26 protein-coding genes are annotated in these 18,992 nt (G+C 50.7%); 18 read left to right on the top strand and 8 right to left on the bottom strand.

Annotated features, from left to right (window positions below; all coding sequences use genetic code 11):
* The first annotated feature begins 236 nt into the window (after window positions 1-236).
* Both uvrB and BQ7483_RS03105 read left to right on the top strand, forming a co-directional pair.
* A complete protein-coding gene (uvrB, locus tag BQ7483_RS03110; RefSeq protein ID WP_072544772.1) occupies window positions 237-2,291 on the top strand; it encodes an excinuclease ABC subunit UvrB in 2,055 nt (684 codons plus the stop codon).
* A 558-nt stretch (window positions 2,292-2,849) separates the two neighbouring features.
* A complete protein-coding gene (locus BQ7483_RS03105) occupies window positions 2,850-3,083 on the top strand; it encodes a hypothetical protein (RefSeq protein WP_072544074.1) in 234 nt (77 codons plus the stop codon).
* Window positions 3,084-3,506: 423 nt separating this feature from the next.
* Here the strand turns inward: BQ7483_RS03105 and BQ7483_RS03095 are convergent, their stop codons facing one another.
* Window positions 3,507-4,211, bottom strand: coding sequence for a S24 family peptidase (locus BQ7483_RS03095; RefSeq protein ID WP_139247516.1), 705 nt, complete (start codon window positions 4,209-4,211; stop codon window positions 3,507-3,509).
* A gap of 113 nt (window positions 4,212-4,324) precedes the next feature.
* Between BQ7483_RS03095 and BQ7483_RS03090 the strand changes: the two genes are divergently transcribed.
* The 15 genes from BQ7483_RS03090 (at window position 4,325) to BQ7483_RS03020 (ending at window position 12,097) form a co-directional block, all read left to right on the top strand.
* The gene (locus BQ7483_RS03090) at window positions 4,325-4,546 is read left to right on the top strand and encodes a hypothetical protein (protein ID WP_072543469.1); all 222 of its coding nucleotides are present in this window, start codon (window positions 4,325-4,327) and stop codon (window positions 4,544-4,546) included.
* Between the two features lie 134 nt (window positions 4,547-4,680).
* Complete coding sequence (locus BQ7483_RS03085) at window positions 4,681-4,983, top strand: hypothetical protein (protein ID WP_072543470.1); 303 nt, start codon at window positions 4,681-4,683, stop codon at window positions 4,981-4,983.
* A gap of 28 nt (window positions 4,984-5,011) precedes the next feature.
* The gene (locus tag BQ7483_RS03080; protein WP_072543471.1) at window positions 5,012-5,392 is read left to right on the top strand and encodes a hypothetical protein; all 381 of its coding nucleotides are present in this window, start codon (window positions 5,012-5,014) and stop codon (window positions 5,390-5,392) included.
* 11 nt (window positions 5,393-5,403) lie between these two features.
* A complete protein-coding gene (locus BQ7483_RS03075) occupies window positions 5,404-7,509 on the top strand; it encodes a hypothetical protein (protein WP_072543472.1) in 2,106 nt (701 codons plus the stop codon).
* Between the two features lie 36 nt (window positions 7,510-7,545).
* Window positions 7,546-8,427 carry an AAA family ATPase gene (locus tag BQ7483_RS03070; RefSeq protein ID WP_007751516.1) on the top strand — a complete coding sequence of 294 codons (882 nt, stop codon included), beginning with the start codon at window positions 7,546-7,548 and terminating at the stop codon, window positions 8,425-8,427.
* A complete protein-coding gene (locus BQ7483_RS03065) occupies window positions 8,424-8,681 on the top strand; it encodes a hypothetical protein (protein ID WP_007751518.1) in 258 nt (85 codons plus the stop codon). Before BQ7483_RS03070 ends, BQ7483_RS03065 begins: the two co-directional genes overlap by 4 nt.
* Window positions 8,650-9,312, top strand: a complete 663-nt coding sequence (locus BQ7483_RS03060) for an AAA family ATPase (RefSeq protein ID WP_032558186.1) — start codon at window positions 8,650-8,652, stop codon at window positions 9,310-9,312. Before BQ7483_RS03065 ends, BQ7483_RS03060 begins: the two co-directional genes overlap by 32 nt.
* Complete coding sequence (locus BQ7483_RS03055; protein WP_007751522.1) at window positions 9,293-9,514, top strand: hypothetical protein; 222 nt, start codon at window positions 9,293-9,295, stop codon at window positions 9,512-9,514. The genes BQ7483_RS03060 and BQ7483_RS03055 overlap by 20 nt, the downstream gene beginning before the upstream one ends.
* Window positions 9,514-9,984: a DUF4406 domain-containing protein gene (locus BQ7483_RS18300; protein WP_007562536.1), complete on the top strand. Its 471-nt coding sequence runs from the start codon at window positions 9,514-9,516 to the stop codon at window positions 9,982-9,984. The genes BQ7483_RS03055 and BQ7483_RS18300 overlap by 1 nt, the downstream gene beginning before the upstream one ends.
* Before the next feature lie 18 nt (window positions 9,985-10,002).
* Window positions 10,003-10,236, top strand: a complete 234-nt coding sequence (locus BQ7483_RS03045) for a hypothetical protein (protein ID WP_007562534.1) — start codon at window positions 10,003-10,005, stop codon at window positions 10,234-10,236.
* Window position 10,237: 1 nt separating this feature from the next.
* Window positions 10,238-10,660: a hypothetical protein gene (locus BQ7483_RS03040; protein ID WP_007562532.1), complete on the top strand. Its 423-nt coding sequence runs from the start codon at window positions 10,238-10,240 to the stop codon at window positions 10,658-10,660.
* A 51-nt stretch (window positions 10,661-10,711) separates the two neighbouring features.
* Entirely contained in the window at window positions 10,712-10,852 is a 141-nt protein-coding gene (locus BQ7483_RS03035; RefSeq protein ID WP_229119756.1) for a hypothetical protein, read from the top strand.
* Entirely contained in the window at window positions 10,839-11,036 is a 198-nt protein-coding gene (locus BQ7483_RS03030) for a hypothetical protein (protein ID WP_007562529.1), read from the top strand. The genes BQ7483_RS03035 and BQ7483_RS03030 overlap by 14 nt, the downstream gene beginning before the upstream one ends.
* 18 nt (window positions 11,037-11,054) lie before the next feature.
* Entirely contained in the window at window positions 11,055-11,717 is a 663-nt protein-coding gene (locus BQ7483_RS03025; RefSeq protein ID WP_007751532.1) for a DUF3164 family protein, read from the top strand.
* A 110-nt stretch (window positions 11,718-11,827) separates the two neighbouring features.
* A complete protein-coding gene (locus tag BQ7483_RS03020; RefSeq protein ID WP_007562525.1) occupies window positions 11,828-12,097 on the top strand; it encodes a hypothetical protein in 270 nt (89 codons plus the stop codon).
* Here the strand turns inward: BQ7483_RS03020 and BQ7483_RS03015 are convergent.
* Window positions 12,080-12,541, bottom strand: a complete 462-nt coding sequence (locus BQ7483_RS03015; RefSeq protein ID WP_007562523.1) for a hypothetical protein — start codon at window positions 12,539-12,541, stop codon at window positions 12,080-12,082. The two genes, BQ7483_RS03020 and BQ7483_RS03015, sit on opposite strands and share 18 nt — an antisense overlap.
* A gap of 4 nt (window positions 12,542-12,545) precedes the next feature.
* Entirely contained in the window at window positions 12,546-13,169 is a 624-nt protein-coding gene (locus BQ7483_RS03010) for a hypothetical protein (RefSeq protein WP_172772470.1), read from the bottom strand.
* Window positions 13,170-13,237: 68 nt separating this feature from the next.
* On the opposite strand from BQ7483_RS03010, the gene BQ7483_RS03005 reads away from it, so the two are divergent.
* The gene (locus tag BQ7483_RS03005) at window positions 13,238-13,486 is read left to right on the top strand and encodes a hypothetical protein (RefSeq protein WP_007562519.1); all 249 of its coding nucleotides are present in this window, start codon (window positions 13,238-13,240) and stop codon (window positions 13,484-13,486) included.
* Here the strand turns inward: BQ7483_RS03005 and BQ7483_RS03000 are convergent.
* The 5 genes from BQ7483_RS03000 to BQ7483_RS02980 are packed head-to-tail and all read right to left on the bottom strand — an operon-like array spanning window position 13,448 to window position 18,791.
* A complete protein-coding gene (locus BQ7483_RS03000; RefSeq protein ID WP_007562518.1) occupies window positions 13,448-14,953 on the bottom strand; it encodes a toxin glutamine deamidase domain-containing protein in 1,506 nt (501 codons plus the stop codon). The two genes, BQ7483_RS03005 and BQ7483_RS03000, sit on opposite strands and share 39 nt — an antisense overlap.
* A 38-nt stretch (window positions 14,954-14,991) precedes the next feature.
* Window positions 14,992-16,344 carry a phage portal protein family protein gene (locus BQ7483_RS02995; RefSeq protein WP_007562517.1) on the bottom strand — a complete coding sequence of 451 codons (1,353 nt, stop codon included), beginning with the start codon at window positions 16,342-16,344 and terminating at the stop codon, window positions 14,992-14,994.
* A gap of 12 nt (window positions 16,345-16,356) precedes the next feature.
* Window positions 16,357-16,782, bottom strand: coding sequence for a phage protein Gp36 family protein (locus BQ7483_RS02990; protein ID WP_007562516.1), 426 nt, complete (start codon window positions 16,780-16,782; stop codon window positions 16,357-16,359).
* A 21-nt stretch (window positions 16,783-16,803) separates the two neighbouring features.
* Window positions 16,804-18,336: a hypothetical protein gene (locus BQ7483_RS02985; RefSeq protein ID WP_007562515.1), complete on the bottom strand. Its 1,533-nt coding sequence runs from the start codon at window positions 18,334-18,336 to the stop codon at window positions 16,804-16,806.
* An 11-nt stretch (window positions 18,337-18,347) separates the two neighbouring features.
* Window positions 18,348-18,791: a helix-turn-helix domain-containing protein gene (locus tag BQ7483_RS02980; RefSeq protein WP_007562513.1), complete on the bottom strand. Its 444-nt coding sequence runs from the start codon at window positions 18,789-18,791 to the stop codon at window positions 18,348-18,350.
* Window positions 18,792-18,992 lie beyond the last annotated feature (201 nt).

Raw genomic sequence — 18,992 nt, 5'->3', positions numbered from 1 at the left:
CGAATTGTTTCCAAATCCGCAAATATTCTTTCCACATATGTTGCACGGAAACAAGATGCAGCTCATTTCATTGATAAAAATAAGCGGACTTATTTTGTATTGCTTTCACCTTTTCCTATTTTTAAATAAAACAGGATGCGTCTCGGCATAGTCAAATTGAAAAACTTTGTTTTTCATTTGCCTCTGCTCTCGACTTTCACTATTTTTGCATACGTTTTCTATAGACCGAATTCACCGTGAACAAGTTCCAGCTCACCTCCGACTACCAGCCTACGGGCGACCAGCCCGAAGCCATCCGCCAGCTCACCGACGGCATCCGCCAGGGCCTGCCCGCCCAGACGCTGCTCGGTGTCACCGGCTCGGGAAAGACCTTCACCATCGCCAACGTCATCGCCAACATCAACAAGCCCACGCTCATCCTGAGCCACAACAAGACGCTGGCCGCCCAGCTCTACAGCGAGTTCAAGGGCTTCTTCCCGCAGAACGCCGTGGAGTACTACGTGTCCTACTACGACTACTACCAGCCCGAGGCCTACATTCCTTCGTCGGATACCTACATCGAAAAGGACCTGTCCATCAACGGTGAGATCGACAAGCTCCGCCTGGCGGCCACCTCGGCCCTGCTCAGCGGACGCAAGGATGTGGTGGTGGTCTCCTCTGTGTCCTGCATCTACGGCATGGGCAACCCGGCCGACTTCTACAACAACTCCATCGACATCACCTGCGGCAAGGCTTTCAGCCGCAACGTCTTCCTCCGCCGCCTGGTGGACTGCCTCTACGTGCGCAACGACCTGGAACTCAACCGTGGCAACTTCCGCGTCAAGGGCGACACGGTGGACATCTTCCTGGCCTACGACGACAACCTCCTGCGCGTCACCTTCTGGGGCGACGAGGTGGACAGCATCGAGGAGGTGGACCCCGTATCGGGTGTCACCCTCGGCCGCTTCGACGACTACCGCATCTACCCCGCCAACCTCTTCATGACCACCAAGGAGAACACCCTCCGCGCCATCCACGAGATTGAGGACGACCTCCACCGCCAGGTCGAGTTCTTCGAGAGCGAAGGCCGCTTCCTCGAAGCCAAGCGCCTGAACGAGCGCGTCACCTACGACCTCGAGATGATCCGCGAGCTGGGCCACTGTGCCGGCATCGAGAACTATTCCCGCTACTTCGACGGCCGTCCCGCCGGGTCGCGTCCCTACTGCCTGCTCGACTTCTTCCCCAAGGACTTCCTCCTGGTGGTCGACGAGAGCCACGTCACCATCCCGCAGATCCGGGCCATGTATGGCGGCGACCGCGCCCGCAAGGAGAACCTCGTCGAGTACGGCTTCCGCCTGCCTGCCGCCCGCGACAACCGCCCGCTCACCTTCGACGAGTTCGAAGCCCTGACGCCGCAGACCATCTACGTCAGTGCCACGCCCGCCGACTACGAGCTGGTGCGCTCCGAAGGCATTGTCGTCGACCAGGTCATCCGTCCCACCGGCCTGCTCGACCCGCCCATCGAGGTGCGCCCCACCCACAACCAGATCGACGACCTCATGGAGGAAATCCAGCTGCGCATCGAGCGCGGCGAGCGCACCCTCGTCACCACCCTCACCAAGCGCATGGCCGAGGAGCTCACCGAGTTCCTCCTCAACCACGGGGTCCGCTGCAACTACATCCACAGCGACGTCGACACCCTGGAGCGTGTCCAGATCATGTCCGACCTGCGCGAAGGCGTCTACGACGTTCTGGTGGGCGTCAACCTCCTGCGCGAGGGCCTCGACCTGCCCGAAGTGTCCCTCGTGGCCATCCTCGACGCCGACAAGGAAGGCTTCCTCCGTTCCCACCGCTCGCTCACGCAGACCGCCGGACGTGCCGCCCGCAACGTCAACGGCCTCGTCATCATGTATGCCGACCACATCACCGAGAGCATGCGCCTCACCATCGAGGAGACCCGCCGCCGCCGCGAGAAGCAGATCCGCTACAACGAGGAGCACGGCATCACGCCCCGCCAGATCCGCAAGGCCCTCAACCTCAACCCGCTGACAGCCACCGCTGCCGCCGCCTCGGGCCATGCCCCGTCCGAGTCTTCGTCCGCTCCCCGTCCCTACGTCGAGCCCGAACCGTCCCGCCTCGTGGCCGCCGACCCCGTCACCCTCCACATGTCGCCCGACGAGCTCCGCCGCAGCATCGAGCGCACCCGCCGCCTCATGCAGCAGGCCGCCAAAGACCTTGACTTCCTCCAGGCTGCCCAGTACCGCGACGAGCTGCTCAAAATGGAGGCGATGCTGGCGGACACGAAACATTGATGCAAACATTCCACATATTTCAAAATTGTAACAAAATCTGAATCGTCCCCGACTCTTCCGGTTCATATCAGTTCTTTTACTACTTTTTTTATAATAAAAGAATTAAATTCGTTACTAATGAAATATTTTTAATATCTTTGCCGCGTTTAATTTTTAGGGAGTATGGGGCATACAACGAAGCGGTTTTTTCAATGGTCGGGGAAAATGGGCGAAAGGCTTTGAGAACCAAATGGTTTAGGCATGTTCGGGAAAATGGGCTGAATATTTCGAAGCGGTTTTTCTCTTTACATGGGCTTACATCTGCTTTACGTTTGAGGGGCTTTTCTGCGGATCTTCGGGCGATTGCTTTACATCGGGCTTGCAGATGGGGCTAAAACGTCCTGGAAGGGCTTTATTTTCGGCTGTGTGGCCGTTTTATGGCTGGGTTGATGGATTTTGTTATATGATGGTGTGAACGGCTGTATGGCCGTTTTTTTAGTGTCTATTTTCAAATATTATTTCTTGAAATTCTTCCAAATAGGTATTATTTGGTATATTTGCAGCATAATAGAAACGAGTATGGCAAAAGTGATTCATGTGCATTTGCTGCATAAAATAGATGGAACGAAGCAGAAAGACTGGTATTTCAGCAGTATATCGGCTGTTTATACGGTTCTGACGGCAGAACAGGTGGGAGCGACCAAGAACTACCTGCTTCATGCCGGACTGTCTGGTAACGGCACAATATGCACGAAAAAGGCTATAATTAAGCAATCTACGCTCATTTCGGGCGGTAGTAAGGGCAATGGTTAGAACGACATAATAACGCCGTTAGAAAGGCTTGTAGGCGTTATTTCTTTGAATGCTGATTGGGGAGCTTATGGCTCCCCTTTTTTATGCCCTTACGGATGGTAATTTTTGGTTTAGGGTTACTATTACGGTTACTGTTTAGGGTTACTACTTTAATGAGTTTAGGGTTACTTTTAGGGTTACTTTTTTGGATTTTGGAGGGTTCGCCCGAAATAGGAAAGAATGCAGTAAATGTAAATAAGTGCCGTTTTTCGCTGTTTTCAGATAGGAAAAACGACACTTACTTTATAGATACACATTATATATATAGCGTGAAGCCTTTGATTTTCAGTTGTTTTTGCATCCTGATACTCTGTAAATGCCTCTAAAAGTGTGTGCGTGCGTCTTATTGTGCCTGTTGGGTGATATGACGCATGTGCTTCCTCATTAGAAGAACTTGCTGATGCTTCCAATGACTTCAAAGACATTCATGATGCGTGATTTGTCGAATTCCTGCTCATCGTAGTCCTCTGTATTAATGGGAATGAAGCGCAACTTGCTTGGATCCGGCGACCTGCGCAGGATTTTAATGGTACGGATGGTGTCCAATACCACTGCATAGATTTCTCCATACTGGATGTCGTTGAGTGTGCATTGTCGCAGGGCGATGATGTCGCCATGGTTTATTTTGGGCTCCATGGAGTGGCCGGTGACATTGCACCAGAGGCTGGCTTTTTCGAATCCCCTTATTACGATGTTGGTGGCAGGTATGTTTACCTGAGAGTTGAACACCTCATCGAATCCCCCAATAAAGTCAACATCGTAGTATGGTGTGCCGACAGATGGGTTCATAGATGTTGTAGGCAGAGTCGAAGGATTGGCTTCGTCTGCTGTTTGAATGCCGTTCAAATCATCTTTCAACATGCTACCTGCACCAGTAAGTAACCAATCGGCAGATAATTCTGGATAGGCTAATAGAATTTTTTCAATATTCATTGAGCTCATACCTTTGCCAGACACCTTTGCTTTCCCGATAAGTCCAACAGAAAGACCGGCATTGACAGTCATTTGATTGTCATTTATGCCCTTTTTCTCCATGAAATATTGAAGTCTTTCTATAAAATTCATGCCTTTATATTGATTTTCTTCCATATTTAGTTTGGTGTATTGAAATATTTCTATATATTTGCAGCGTGTTTAAGATGTAAACAGCGCGCCAAATATACAAAAAAGGCGTGTGATTAGCGAATTTTAAGTATAAGATTATGAAAGAGACATTATTGAGAAAGGTAAAACCGGAAACATTGGAAAAACTCCTCAGTGCGTTTGGTGATGTTCTTGATGAAATCAAGGATGCAGTACCTAACAAGAATGAAAGGTTACGAGATGAATTATATACATCTTTACTCGTGATGAACTATGATGCGTTTCAGACACTAAGGTGGCACGAACAGAAGAAACAAGAGGGCAAAGAGATTGCCGGATAACTGGCAGCCCGGAAAGACGGGCAGGGGCGGCAGGCACGGCCGGAAAGTTGGTAAATTGAAAATAAGAAAGCGTAGAAAGCCGCTGGGGTTCGATTCCCCTCGCCCCACGATATTAACCTTTAAAAATTCAGATTATGGCAAAGAAATTCAACCAAGGAAGGGATGAACGCCAGTTCAAGCAGAAGCTTCGCACGATGATAAGCAGTGCGGCCCATACACAGAACATTGCCGACCAGGCTATGGATTTGGCCGGACAGTTCATGACAGAGGATGCGATCAGCAACTCGGATGCCTACCGGGTGATAGAGAATGTGAGCTGTGTGTGCGAGGAAGCCATGCAGGTGCTGATTGAGGAACTGAAGAAGGGAACACGCCTTTACGAGATCCTTCCGGATGATTCGGATGACATCAAGCGGAAAGCGATTGAGGAATTATAAATGAGCAATATATCAAGAGATAAACGATATGAGAAAGCAGATTTTGACAGATAACGAGACAAAGACCTTCCTGATGAAGACCTTTAAGTGCAGCCGTCAGGCTGTGTGGCAGGCACTGAATTTTGTCCGTGACAGCGACCAGGCCCGTCGGATCCGTACCCTTGCCCTGAAGCGAGGCGGTAAACTGACCGACGGGAACTTCATCCCGAACTGCGAAACCACCTTTGAAGAGTGCGAGAAAACCATGACCTGCACCTTCGGTCCCCGTGTAAAACTGGTAGTCCAACGGAAGACCAACGATGTGGACGTGTACGTGGACGGAAAACGGACCGAAACCTACCAATGTGAGTTTGTATCAGACTTCATGCAGCTGCAGCACGAGACCCAACAGATGGCAGCCGCCTTATAAACAGAAATGAAATGGAGTATTATGGAAAGATATTGTGCATATCCTACAATGACCTGACCTACGACGACCGACCGGTGATGGTGAACGGGAAGGCTGACTACAGCAGAAGCCGCACGCTGAAAGGCGTTCATCCTTCCACTCTTTCCGAAGAAGAACTTGCTCCCATCCTGTCGGTACCCAATTACAAGAAATTAGCGGCCAAGAAAGAAATCAACGTAGTGCGACCCGGCAAGGGGCTTGGAAGCTATGCACTGGTAGAGATAGCGACCATGCCACTGCGGTTTCAGGAAAGGATAAAACTAAAATACGGAGACATGAAAGAGGACGTTATAAGAAATTGGCTCGGCAGCCATTACCACATCGATGCGAAAGCCCGGGAGTTCTACACCCGATTCCGCTTTGACAACGGAGATACACTGCCACCGGAACACATCCAAGAATATACGGTAAACGCTTCGGTAATTGAGGCAGTGATGCGTGCCATGGAGGATGCCACGTTTATGCGAAAGGCCATGAAGGCCGGGCCGGTGAACTGGGGCGAACTGGCAGGAGCCATCAGTTACTACCAAGCAGAGTTCGGACATACCTTGCCTGTCAGTTCCAACCGCTTCAAGAAGCGTGTGAATGACTTCAAGGCCAACGGCTATGAAAGCCTTATCAGCCGCAAGTTCATGAACCAGAACCGCCGGAAAGTGACCTATGACATTGAACGCCTGCTGCTGAGCATCGATGCCCAACCGGAGCAGCCCTTCAATACCACCGTGTGGGAACAGTACAATCTATTTGTGCAAGGAGAACTGGAGCTATATGACCCCGAAACCGGCGAGGTGTTGAATCCGGCAGACTTTACCGACAAGGATGGAAATCCGCTGGTATTGAGCCCGGCCACAGTAGCCAACTACCTGAACAACCCCAAGAACAAGGCCCTTCGCGGTAAGCTGCACATGAGCCAATGGGATTTCAACAATGCCTACCGTCCTTATCATCTGCGCAGCATCGGTGAATATTCCTTGAGTAAGGTTTCTCTTGACGACCGCGACCTGCCGCGCCCAATGAAGGATGGCAACCGAGTGAAAGCCTATTATGCCTACGATGTGGTGAGCGGTGCTGTGGTGGGATATGCCTACAACCGGTACAAGACTACCGAGTTATTTTTAGACTGCATGCGAAACATGTTCCAGACCCTGGACCGGAACGGCATGTATATCCCCGCCGAGTTAGAAGTGGAACACCACCTGGTAAGCGACTTTGCCGACGGATTGATGCAAGCCGGTACCGTCTTCCCCCTGATCCGCTGGTGTAACCCCGGGAACTCGCGTGAAAAACGTGCCGAGCACAAGAACCGCGAAAAGAAATACGGTGTGGAGAAACGCACGCAGGTAGGTATCGGCCGATGGTATGCCAAGCTGGAGGCCAACCGCCCGAAGGAAGAAAAGGTGTATGACGAAAAGAACAACACCTACAAGGTGAAGACCTATAGTTATGAAGAATTGGTAGCCGATGATATACGCGCCATTGAGACCTTCAACGCACAGCCTCACCCCAACCAAAAGCGCTATCCGGGCATGAGCCGTTGGGATGTGCTTTGCGCCCATCAGAACCCGAACCTTGCACCTTGGGACAAGGCCGTTCTTTACCGGTTCATCGGACAGCACACCGAAACAACCATCCGGCAGAACACCTACTGCACGGTGATGTACAACCAATACGGACTGCCCAGCCCGGAAATCATCGAAAAGCTGGAGCCGAGGAACTACAAGGTAGATGCCTATTATCTGCCCGATGCCGACGGAACCATCAACGAGGTATATATCTACCAGAACGGACGATATATCGCCACCTGCAAGCCCGTAGCCCGTTACAATGAGAATACAGCCGAGCAGACCGAGTACGACAAGGCAGCCTATACCGAACAGTCCAAGTATGTAGCTCAATTCGACAAGATGATGAAGGACGGCAAGATCAAGCGTGTGGGCATCCTTGCCAAAGAGGAAGCAAAGCTGATAACAGAGGTACAGGCGGAAGCCGTTCCCCTTCCTGCACAAGCCGAGGAAGAAGATTACTCAGCCTATATGGACATCAGTGCCTTCGAGCATGATGCAGTAGCCAAGATATAATTAACGACGTTAGAACGAATTTAAAACAGCATTCAAATGGAAATAACAAATGAAGTAAAGCAACGTATTGTGGCAGCGATAGCCGCCGACCGTGAAAATTATCCCAGTGACAACCGCCATGCCACGGCACTGGGCATAGCCCCCAGCGTTTACAATGCCATCAAGCGGGGCAATTATGAAAAGCAGGTCAGTGATGCCAACTGGGTAGGTATAGCCCGAAGATTAGGCGTGCAACTGCGTACAGAAATACCTTGGCTGGCAGCACAGACCCCGACCTACGTGTTTGTGAGCAAGCAGCTGGAAGTGTGCCAGGGAAGCGGGCTGAGTGCCATCCTGTGCGATATGCCCAATATCGGCAAGACCTTTACAGCGAAAGCTTACGTGAAGCAGCACAAGCACGCCGTATATGTGGACTGCAGCCAGGTGAAGACCAAACTGAAGCTGATACGCTACATTGCCAAGGAATTCGGTGTGACCAGCAACGGACGCTATAGCGACGTGTATGAGGATCTGGTGGCCTACCTGCGCACGATTGATACGCCCCTGGTTATCCTGGATGAAGCCGGGGACCTGCAGTATGAAGCCTTCCTGGAGTTAAAGGCGCTTTGGAACGCTACGGAACGCTGCTGTGCCTGGTATATGATGGGTGCCGACGGATTAAAGGAGAAGATCAACCGCGCCATCGAAGGCAAGAAGGTGGGCTATACCGAAATGTTGAGCCGCTACGGTGACTCCTACAGCAAGGTGACCCCGGACGATGCGCAGGAACGCGAAAAGTTTCTGAAGGCACAGGCTGCCATCGTCGCAAAAATCAATGCCCCGGACGGTGCCGACATTGCCAAGATTGTTCATAGCACCGGAGGCGGCTTGCGGCGCGTATATACCGAAATCGAAAAATTAAGGAGGATGCAGGCATGATAAGCAAGATAGAAATGCAAGCGATGGATGCTGTTATCGGTATCCATCGCGAGATGAGAAAAGCGAATGAGATAGACTGGGAACAGCGCAGATATGAAATTGCCAAAAGCATGCTTCCGGTAGTAAGAAGCAATTCATCAGGTATAATGTCTATAAAACAAGTTGCCAGACTTGCTGTGGACTATGCTGATGCTCTTATTGAAGAATTGAAAGGAGGTAACCGTGAAACTGAAGAGAGCCTACAGTCCCGGTGAGGTGCTGAACATGAAGATTCCCCGGTTCGAGTTTTCCGGGGACTGGCAAACCTCGATAGGCAACCCGGCCAAGAGCGGCGTGTGGATTATTTGGGGAGCCAGCGGAAACGGTAAGAGCAGCTTTGTGATGCAGCTGGCCAAGTACCTGTGTAGCTTCGGACGCGTAATTTATGACAGTTTGGAAGAAAGTACCGGTTTGTCGTTCCAGATGAGCCTGAAACGGCACAAGATGGGTGAAGTGAAAAAGAAGCTGATTATCCTTGACCGGGAACCGATGGAGCAATTGGAGGAACGGTTACGGCGCAGAGGCAGTCCCGGAATCGTGATTATCGACAGCTTCCAATACAGCGGCTTGAACTACAAAACCTACAAGGAGTTCAAGGAACGTCATCCCAAGAAACTGTTTATCTTCATCAGCCATGCCGAGGGGCTTCATCCGGCAGGTAGAAGCGCCCGCAAGGTGGAATATGACGCCGATGTGAAAATCATGGTAAGCTGTTTCAAAGCCTGGTGCAAAAGCCGCTTTATGGAGCGGCCCGGTGAGCCCTACGTGATATGGGAAGAAGGTGCTGCCAAAACATTGAAGGACGATAATATGGAGGATTATTTGAATGATGGAATGGGAGAATAAGCTGTACCAGATACTCCTGAAAGAACAGGAAGCGGAGGCCGTGGTGGACGATTGGGTAGAACGTAACATACAAAGCGACCTCCGTCTGCGCAGGGCCAAGACAAAGGGACACGTAGTGATAGAAACCAGGGATGTGATGTTTGCTCGGAATATTCAGGTATGGCATCCGTCCTGCCAAATAAACATTAAAGATTTGAAGTGATGGAAAAGAAAGAAGAAAAGAAAGTGTGCTGCATCTGCGGCAAAGAGTATGAGGGCTACGGATACAATCCGTTCCCGGTGAAAGAAGAAGGCTGCTGCTGCCAATCGTGCAACTACAGTGTGGTGGTTCCGGAACGGTGGGAACGACACAAGGCTTTTCAACGTGGTGAAGCGACCGGTGCCGGGAAAGTGTACATCAGCGGAGCCATCGCGCACTATGATATGAATGAGCGCAAGGAAGCCTTCAGCCGTGCCGAGGAGAAACTGATGGCACAAGGCTATGATCCTGTAAACCCTTTCAGGAACGGATTGCCGGATGAAGCTCATTGGAGAGCCCACATGCGGGCCGACATTGCCCTGTTGCTGGCTTGTGACTATATCTACATGCTGAAGGACTGGGAACTGAGCAAGGGAGCCAAACTGGAGCTTGACGTAGCCAGTTCGTGTGGCATTAAAGTATTGTTTGAATAACCTTTTAATAGTGAATGTATGGAAGAAAAACAGAAAGTTCAGGTCGTATTTGAATTTGACCGTTCCGAGTATGACGCGTATCTCTTTTTGATGAATCAAAAGAAGACGAAAGAGGTAGAGCAAATATGGAACACCATGAGCGGTGAGCCTGTGGTTGCGGATATTGATTTGTTTGAAGAGGACAGCCAGTCTGTAAAACTTATGATGATAAGTTTGGCAATTCTTTCAGTGGAGAAAAAAGTGAAAGGATGATATGGCACAGGAAGTAACCAATTTCGCCCGGTTCTATGCATTGTTCAACAAACTGCCTTATCAGGGCGATCGGGAGGAATTCAAAAAACAAATCGTGCTGCAGTACACGTGGAACCGGACAGACAGTCTGAAGGAAATGACGGCCAAGGAGTATGAAGTTTGTTGTACTGCTCTGGAGAAACTGAGCGGACAAGACGAATGGCGGCAGAAACTTCGCGAGGAACTGCGACGGAAACGCAGCGTCTGCCTGAAGCTGATGCAACAGTTGGGTATAGACACCACCGACTGGAACCGGGTGAACGAATTCTGCAACAACCCCCGGATAGCCGGCAAGCCCTTTGTTCAGGTTAGTACAGCCGAGCTGGAACAACTGGCCATCAAACTGCGGGCTATCCAACGAAAAGGAGGTTTAACCGATAAATAGAGCAATATGGATAAAAAAGCACATGAAGCGCTTGAGCGCATAAGAAAAGACGTGACCCTTACGACATCCGATATGGAGAACCAGGATGCAGCGGAGTTTTTCAACGAACTGGCCGACTGGGCGTATGCCAATGGGGAGGCCATGCTGATAGACGATGAACCGGAAAAGCAGGATGATTATGAGGATAGATGACCAAGACAAGCTGATAAAAGCGGGGTTCTGTATAATACGAAAGGATGATTATCCAGGCCCGAGGATAAAGATGTGTACCGGCATAAACGGTGGCTGGAAGACATACAAGAAGTTTGAAACCAAAGCAGAAAGAGACAGGACATTCGCTTTGCTGCTGAAGGATGACAAAGTAATAGCTGATTAACAACTAAAATGATTTAAAATGGAAAAGAACAATCAAAGTGTGGACATCAAGTCCCTGAGTAAAGAACAGCGAGCAGCCCTCATGGCCCAGCTGCAGCAAGAAGAGAAAGAAGACCGCATCGCCCGTCGTGAAACTTACGAGGCATTACGCGGTGAGTTTATGCACGAAGTAAAGACCAACGTTCTTGAGATGGTGAATGCCGTGACCGGGTTCCGCGGATGGCTGGAAAAAGAAGCCGATGCCTTTACCAAGGTGATGAAGGAATACGGCCAGGTGAAAAGCGACGAACAGCGCAGCTATACCATTACGGACGGAGACTTCCGTCTGGAAGTGAAAAGCAACAAGGTGAAAGGCTTCGATGAACGAGCCGACATGGCAGCCGACCGTCTGATTGACTATTTGAAGCGCTACATGCAGAACAGCGAGAAAGGTTCTGATGATCCGATGTATCAGATGGCCATGACCCTGCTGGAGCGCAACAAGATGGGCGACCTGGACTACAAGAGCATTTCAAAGCTGTATGAACTGGAAGATAAGTTCGATGAAGAGTATGCAGACATCATGCGCCTGTTCAAGGAAGCTAATGTAGTGCAGCGCAATGCCACCAACTACTACTTCAGCCGCCGCAACCCTGAAAACGGCGTATGGACCCGCATTGAACCCAGTTTCTGCCGTTTGTAGCCGAAACCCGTTAACCCTATAAACAGAAAGCGCCGCAGTTGTTATAATTGCGGCGCTTTTGTTCTTAAAATAGATGGAAATCAGTTATTTTTGTAAGAGAAATAAAATGTATGGGCAAAGGACGGGATAAAGAACTGATCAAGCTGCGTGACGAGGCACTATGCCGTCGTTACTACTATTGGACAGAAATACAGCGGTTGCGGTTCGACGATGCTTTAAAAGTGTTGTCGGAGCGCGAATTCTTTATATCCGAGGAACGTATCATGACCATCATCCGCCGGAAATCACGTGAGGGAACAGACTACAATCTGAAGCCTGTTCCCAAGGTGAAAGCCCCCCGTCTGACTGCCGCCCAGCTGGAACTATTCCCCATAAGATGACGGCATGGCCGATTCATCGTGCAGTGTGAATGAGAACGTCATTTCATAGACCTTGATGTAATGCGGCATGGCATACGAACGGCTTTTCTCGCGTACCAGCGGCGAAGCGTTGTCCGTGCATTGCAGACACTGCAGCGACTTGTATAATTTCTTGGCCAGCTGCTGCCTTTCCCTCACCTTGTCATACGTGCCGGATGCGTAGCTTGTATCGTCGTAACAATCGATGGCCAGCCGGACGGTCAGTGCGGATTCGCTTTTCTGTGCCCCGTATCCGAGGTCGTGCCAGTCGGAGTTTGTATTTCCGATTAATACACAAGGGAAAGTGACCGGGTACTGGTCTTCTTCTGCTCCCATTTCCAATTGTCCGTAGTCCTCGTCGATGAGAGAGAGTTCCGGCATTTCCTGTGCAATCTGTTCCATGATTGCGATAAAAATTTCGTCCATATCGTTATTGGTTTAAAATGTTGGTAATTTCCTGGTCCACCTTTTCCCGGATACGCCGGTTCAATTCTTCGCTTTCGCCCATGAACTGGCGCTGCGGGATGCGGATGTGCAGTTTCTTTTTTTGGGTAAGCGCCATGTTCCTCCAGAACTGTGCCTGCGGATTCAGTTCCTTCGGCTTGGAACGTCGTTTGACGCGTTTCTTTTGCCCTGTGCCGGTTTTTTTTCTTTTTCCCGAAGCCTTGTAGAACTTGGCCCATGCAAAGCGCCTCATGCGGTCTGTGACGGTGACATCGATTTCCCCGCCCCAGTTGTTGATGGGTGCATAGACCACCTCGTTGAATACCCTTACCCGGTAGTCTGCAGGTGTATATCCGACCGATTTGAACAGATGTTTCCTGCCGGAGAGCAGCGTTCCATAATTGCTGGCGGCATCGGAACCTCCCGAGGACAGCCGTTTGGCTTTGGGCCAAGGGTGAAGACCGCCATTGACAAATCCACCCTGCCGGAAGTTATCCTGAAAATGGTCTTTGGCCATTCGTCCTACCATGACTGGCATTTTGCGGCGCATCATACTGTCCAGCCTGTCACGTTTCCGCTTTATCATTTCCGTAAAATCTTTTATGTCCATAATCATCAGTAATTCAAGAATAATTTATAACTTTGCAACCGAGGCTTCCAATATGCCTTTTATGCGTTATGAATATACCGGAACAAGTAAAGAACGAGGCCCGTGTACTTATTGAGCAATACGGTGACACCTTCGAATACCTTGGTATTTATGAAGGCCAGGAAGCCTATGTGTTCAAGTTTCCGGGGGACTCCTGTACCGGTTATCCTTTCGTCTATCTGTATGACGGTAAAGACGCAACCGAAATAACCGGTCCGTTATCCCTTGACGTTATCGATTCATGTATCGAAAATATCGAGGAAGGAGACATCGAATAGCTTATTGTCAATTCTCAGGACTCCCCTGCAGTTGTGGGAAGTCGCAGCTCCTATTTCACATAAATATTTTACGTCTTTCCATTCCATTCCTGAACCGGCAGAATTATCGCTTTGGGGTTCGATATACCTTAGTTCACCATCCGCAAACCGTTGCAGGATTGTAGCATGACCTCCTCCACTTTTCCAGCCGATGCACAATTCATACACGCCTTCTTCCTTACATACCTCATTGAAATACTCCATGTACCTTTTAGGGGTCATTTTCAGGTATCCTTTGTGCGCAAGCCAGCTGTTTATACTTATATGTTGCGCCGGAGTACCGTCGGTGTTTTTCCAGACTTCAAAAGCACGTCCATTACTCAGATATTCAAGTTTAGACCCTGCGACATTGCCTTTGGCGGTAATATCCCATCCACGTAATCGTAAAGCGTATGCCGGTGCGCAAGTCTGGCAGTTGATACTGTATGGAGTATCCCGTTTTTTATCGTAATCGCTGTTCTTCCGGTATCTGTTTCCCCTTTTATCGCGGTATATTCCTTTGGAATCCAAAATATACTCTTCCACATGTTTGGGATTTGCATTCTGTTTGTCCGCCTTATCCACATCCATAGGTTTTCCTTTTTTGATTTTAAGAGCCTTTTCCATTTCGAGGTTGTTCCGGGCAATGGCCATTTTTTCCTCCCCGGTAAGGTAGTCCGGCATTTCCGCAATCATCTCGTCAATACGGGCCATAAGTTTATCCACCGCTTTTTGGGCACCCTTGTGGGCTTCTGCCTGATATGGATGATTGTCGGAAAACAGTTTGCCGTCCGTTCCCGGATTGTTATCCAGTCCGGGCTGGGGCTTGTTCTTGTCGTCTTCGTCCGGAAGTGGTGTCGGCTCCTCGTCGGTGGCAGTGAGGTCGCACTTGCAGTTCCACCGGTCGCCCGGTCGGTGGATGTTCCAGAACGTGTCATCAATCGGCCGGATGGTATTCCAGAACGGGCGGTGGTCAGCCCCCGGATGAATGGAGGTGGACGGTAGCCATTTGAGGTTGGGCAGAATATCGCGTTCGCGCAGGAACTGTTGCCAGTCAGCCGCCTGATGCGCCCGGATGACCGCCGTATCATACTCCGTCCGCAGCCAGTGACGAACCTGATGGGAAGCAATGGGCAAGACTTCCTGTACCCATTTGTCGAACGGTTTTAAAATGCCGTTTGAATCCAATAAAAGTCGTGCCATGTCATTCTGCATACGATGTACCTTGAATGCCGAGAATACGGCATTGTTCCGGAGTATGGCATTTCTGAAATCCTCGTCCGGAGTAATGGCCTTGGATTTGCTGAACCCTTCCTTTGCCGCCTTGTCCATCTTTGCCCATATTTCATTGAACAGGTTGATTTCGATTTCGGTTGCCGGATGAAAGTCCCTGCTGTATATGTTCAGCAAGGCACGCCGCAGCACCTCTTCGGAGAAGTCAAACTCCATGGAGATGCTGCCATTATCAGCCGCATACAGTCTGTCGACTACCAGTCTAAAGCTGCCCCGTCTGCCGGGGCTTTCACGAAAAAACCTTTGAGCCAGTTCCGGAAGTTTCTTTTCTGTTTCGGTGTCGGTTCATCATCCCGTCCCTTATTCGCTGGCTCCGGCTCCTTCTTCGGGCTTGGAATCTGGTCGGCTTGTTCAGCCGTCTTTTGTTCCGCCTTCAGCTGCTCGTAATTGGCCGGTTTGTCGATACCGAATTCCTCATAGAGATAGTCGTCGTCGATGGGGATGTTGAAGTTCTTCTTCAGCTGCGTGAGGATGGATATTTTGGTACCGGCATCCGTTTCCTTCGGTTCGGGGAAACAGAACGTACCCCCTTCGGTGTTGATGCCCATGCGCAGCAGAATGTCCGTCATGTCGTAATTCAGCACGTTGAGCACGTACTTCCGGTCGGCCTCCAGTACCTTGTCCTCTACTTTCTTATGAACCGTACCCAAAGCCTGCGTGCCTTTTTCGGACGATTCGGTGGTCAGCGTATTGCCCAGTATCAGTTTGGAAATTTCGTTGTTGCACCGCTCGCAGAGGCGTTCATAGACATCGGCAGACCCTGTTTTGTTTCCGGCTTCCGTGAGTTTGAGTTCCGTGTCCTTGGCATGGAAGAACTGCGCCAGACTTCCGGCATTGGCCGCATCCTCCATGGCCCGCTGGCGTGACTCGTCGTCGTCGGAATCATAGATATATTCCTGGATAGGCATGCCGAATACCTCGGAGAACTGTGCCCAGTCGCCCGTAGTGTTACGTTTGTAGATGACCCAAGGTGCAGCCTTGGCCAACAGCCCCAAATCGGACGGTGAACCCACAAACAGCAGGTCGGTATATTCATTCCAGGAATGGCCGGTAATGTCCGTCTGGTGGCGCAGGATGAGTTCCCTGACCGGATCCACATGCTTGCGTGGTACCAGGTCATAATCCACCCACTCCTGCAGCTTGTAGAACTGGCAGAGCGAGAAGCCCCAGAATTTCGCATCAAGGATGTCACCCACCAGCCGGTTGAACCAGGGCGACTGTATCTGTTCGTTGATTTTATCGTCGGGCTTCCCGTCCACCCGGAATTCCATGTTGGAGCACAGCACGGCATTCTTTCGCTTTTCGAGCACACAGGAAAGGTGGGTATCCATCAGAATGTCCTCGTAGAGGTCATAAAGTTTGTAACGTCGCGAGAAATCGACATTCTCGGCCACCCTTACGGCTGCCATGTAGTCGGAAATGTCCAGCCCGAAGCGTTTGGGCTGTGTGAGCACAATCACATTCGGTCTCTTTTGTCCCGGCAACGTGAAGTTTCCCCCTACGGTGATGATGCCGGCTTTGTTGTTTTTTCTGTTTTTCTTTTTCATGATGCTTGCTTTTTACCAGTGGTTCGTTCGTTTGCGGTTGCTTTGAATGCGGAAATCCGACCTGCCCGCCCTTTGTTCCTCGGGCAGCAGCGGAGCCCCTTCGATTGAAATGTCCTCGTCGGCCACCGCCTTCATCCATTCCACCGCCCGTTCGTAACGATCCTTGCGTACCTGGGAAAGTTTCTGCGGGTTGTGGATGCAGAAGATGTGATAGACCGCCATGTCGATGACCATCATCAGCACGAGCTGGTTACGGTTCTCGCCGGTGGCTGCAAAAATCTTGTTGCAGTCGTAGCGTTTGCCCAGATAACACCGCATTTCGGCAATGGCCCTGTCCTCGCAAACCTCAATGACCGTTTCGTCTTCGCGAACCAGTGCGTCGAGGATGTCTCGGTGGATGCTCGCATCGTAATCGGTAAGTTCAACAAATTTGCTCATAGTCCTATTGTTTTAGAGTTGTCATAATCTTTTCTTATTCCGTTTTCTTACATCCTTCCGTGATCGGAATACGGGCGGTTCAATGCGCCTGATCAGTTCGTCAATGATACGGTTCGCCCCTTCGACCGCATCCGGTCCGTCGGCCGGATAGCGCATGGTCAGGGTGAACAACTTGAATTGATCCTCCAGTTCCTTCATGTGCGGATTGTCCCGTTCAGCCTCGTTGAGGATGAGGTTCCCCTCGCGGTTGAGCGGTTCAAGGTTGGCCTCGATGCGCGTAGCCTTGTCCGTCTTCTTCTCCTCGTCGCCCCGGATGAACAGCGCAATCTTCTGTTCGCGGCGTACTTTTGCCACCAGCGGTTTGAACACCTGTTGGAAGAAAGGGTCCTGCAGCTTGTTGTTCTCCATGTAGCAATAGACATTGGTCTTGCCCCCGACAAATTCAAGCATCCGGACATACCAGTCAATGAACTCCGCATTGAGCGCCTGTGCCAGGAAAGTCTTGATGACGTAAAGCCTGCCACCCAATTTGCCACAGAGCGAAACCGTCTTGAAGGATTTGCCTTTCTTACCCTTGCTTTCGCCCGGTGCCGGGTCGCCATACACCACGAGGAACTTGAATTTGGAGAGTGCCGGAACCTTGCCGTATGCAATGTTTTCGAATACCTCTCCCACGGAAATCGGGTTGTTGAAATATTCTCCCTGTGCCGCCTTTTTGGATATTTTGGACAGTGTGCGGTCGATGTCCTCTTCCGAGTTCTTTTCCGGCCATGTGGAAAAACCGTTTTTGTCGCGGATGTTCACGATGTCCCAGGAGTCGGCCATTTCGCCCGCCCTCACCACGCAGCAGTCCTTGGCGATGATGTTTCCGCAGAAGATGACCAGTGTAGGTTCGGAAATGGACCTTGTGGGATACAGCGCATTTTCCCACCAGTCCCAGCGCTTCTGGATGATGTCCGGGTTCTTGGTATCCTCGTCCGTATCAAAGTCATCGACCAGCAGTACGTCGGGACGTATGGCCTCGTTTCGCGAACCACGCGGAGATTGTCCGGCACCCAGTGCGCGGAAAGAGACCTTCCCTTTGGTGGTGAATTCATCCTCGGTCCATGAGCCCGGCAGTTCCTGTTTGCCGTAGTATGCCATGATGCGTCCGTTGGCTTCGAGATTGGCCCGGTAGGGATCGAGCAGGCGCACCGCATTGTCCTTGCTGTTGGAGGTCAGAATCACATTCTTTTTGCGTCCGGTAAGCGTGAGATTCATGACGATGAACATGGTGACGGTGGATTTGGCCAGCTCACGGCTCCAAGAAAGCACCTCAAACCATTCATCGTGTGCAATGATCCGCCGGATAGCCTTTTTCTGGAAGTCGGCAAATTCATATTTGACATAATTCGGAAAAAAGAACTTGATCCATTCTATGGGATGTTTCTCAAGATATTCCCGGTGTTTTTCCCGTTCGGCTGCCGTCATGTTCCTATCGACCGGTGTAGCCCTTGCGATGTCTTCTTTGTACTTCTCCCAATCGAGGAGAGCGAGTCTGTCAGTCTGTTTCATTGTCTATCCCTTTATAATTTGTCTTTAATGTACGCATCGGCCAGGCGTGTAATTTCCTTTGCCTTTTCGAGGTCGGCCGCCCGTACCCAGTCGATGAGCCCGGTGAGGACACTGATGATGTCGGCAATGCCCACTTCCTGCTCCATGTTGCGTATGGCCGCCGACAGTTTCCCGAGGATGTCAGCCTCCTTGGATGAGGGGAACCGTTCCCCTTCGGGCCGTTCGGCGATGGCCTTGTTTATTTCGGCCACCTGCCGGTAGAGGTTAGCCACCTGTTCCTGCCTTGTGAGCGTAAGCCCCACCTTCTGTTCCTCCCACTTCCCGGCCCGTACCCAGTTGGACACGGACACCCGTGACACGCCCACCCGGTCGGCGATTTCCTGCTGTGTGAGGTTTTCCTTGAGGTACAAAGTTTTTGCCCATTCCTTTTTCTGGGCATTCGTCAAATCTGCCATAAATCGTCCTTTTTAGTTGTAAATCACGTTACAAAATTGCATGAAAAAGCGGGGTTTGTAAAAGCGCGTACGCATGATGACGGGTTACAGCGTTATGATAACGCCAGAAAACGTTATGATGCGGACGCGGTTTCTTGGTGCCATGGGAATGTTCTATTTTCGCACCATCGAAAGGCGGGGAAACCGCTGGTAAAGACATGA

Origin of the sequence: Mediterranea massiliensis, from assembly GCF_900128475.1 — a bacterium.
Lineage (GTDB): Bacteria > Bacteroidota > Bacteroidia > Bacteroidales > Bacteroidaceae > Bacteroides > Bacteroides massiliensis_E.
Note: the sequence above shows the minus strand (reverse complement) of the source record. Positions and strands in the feature narration are given on the sequence as shown.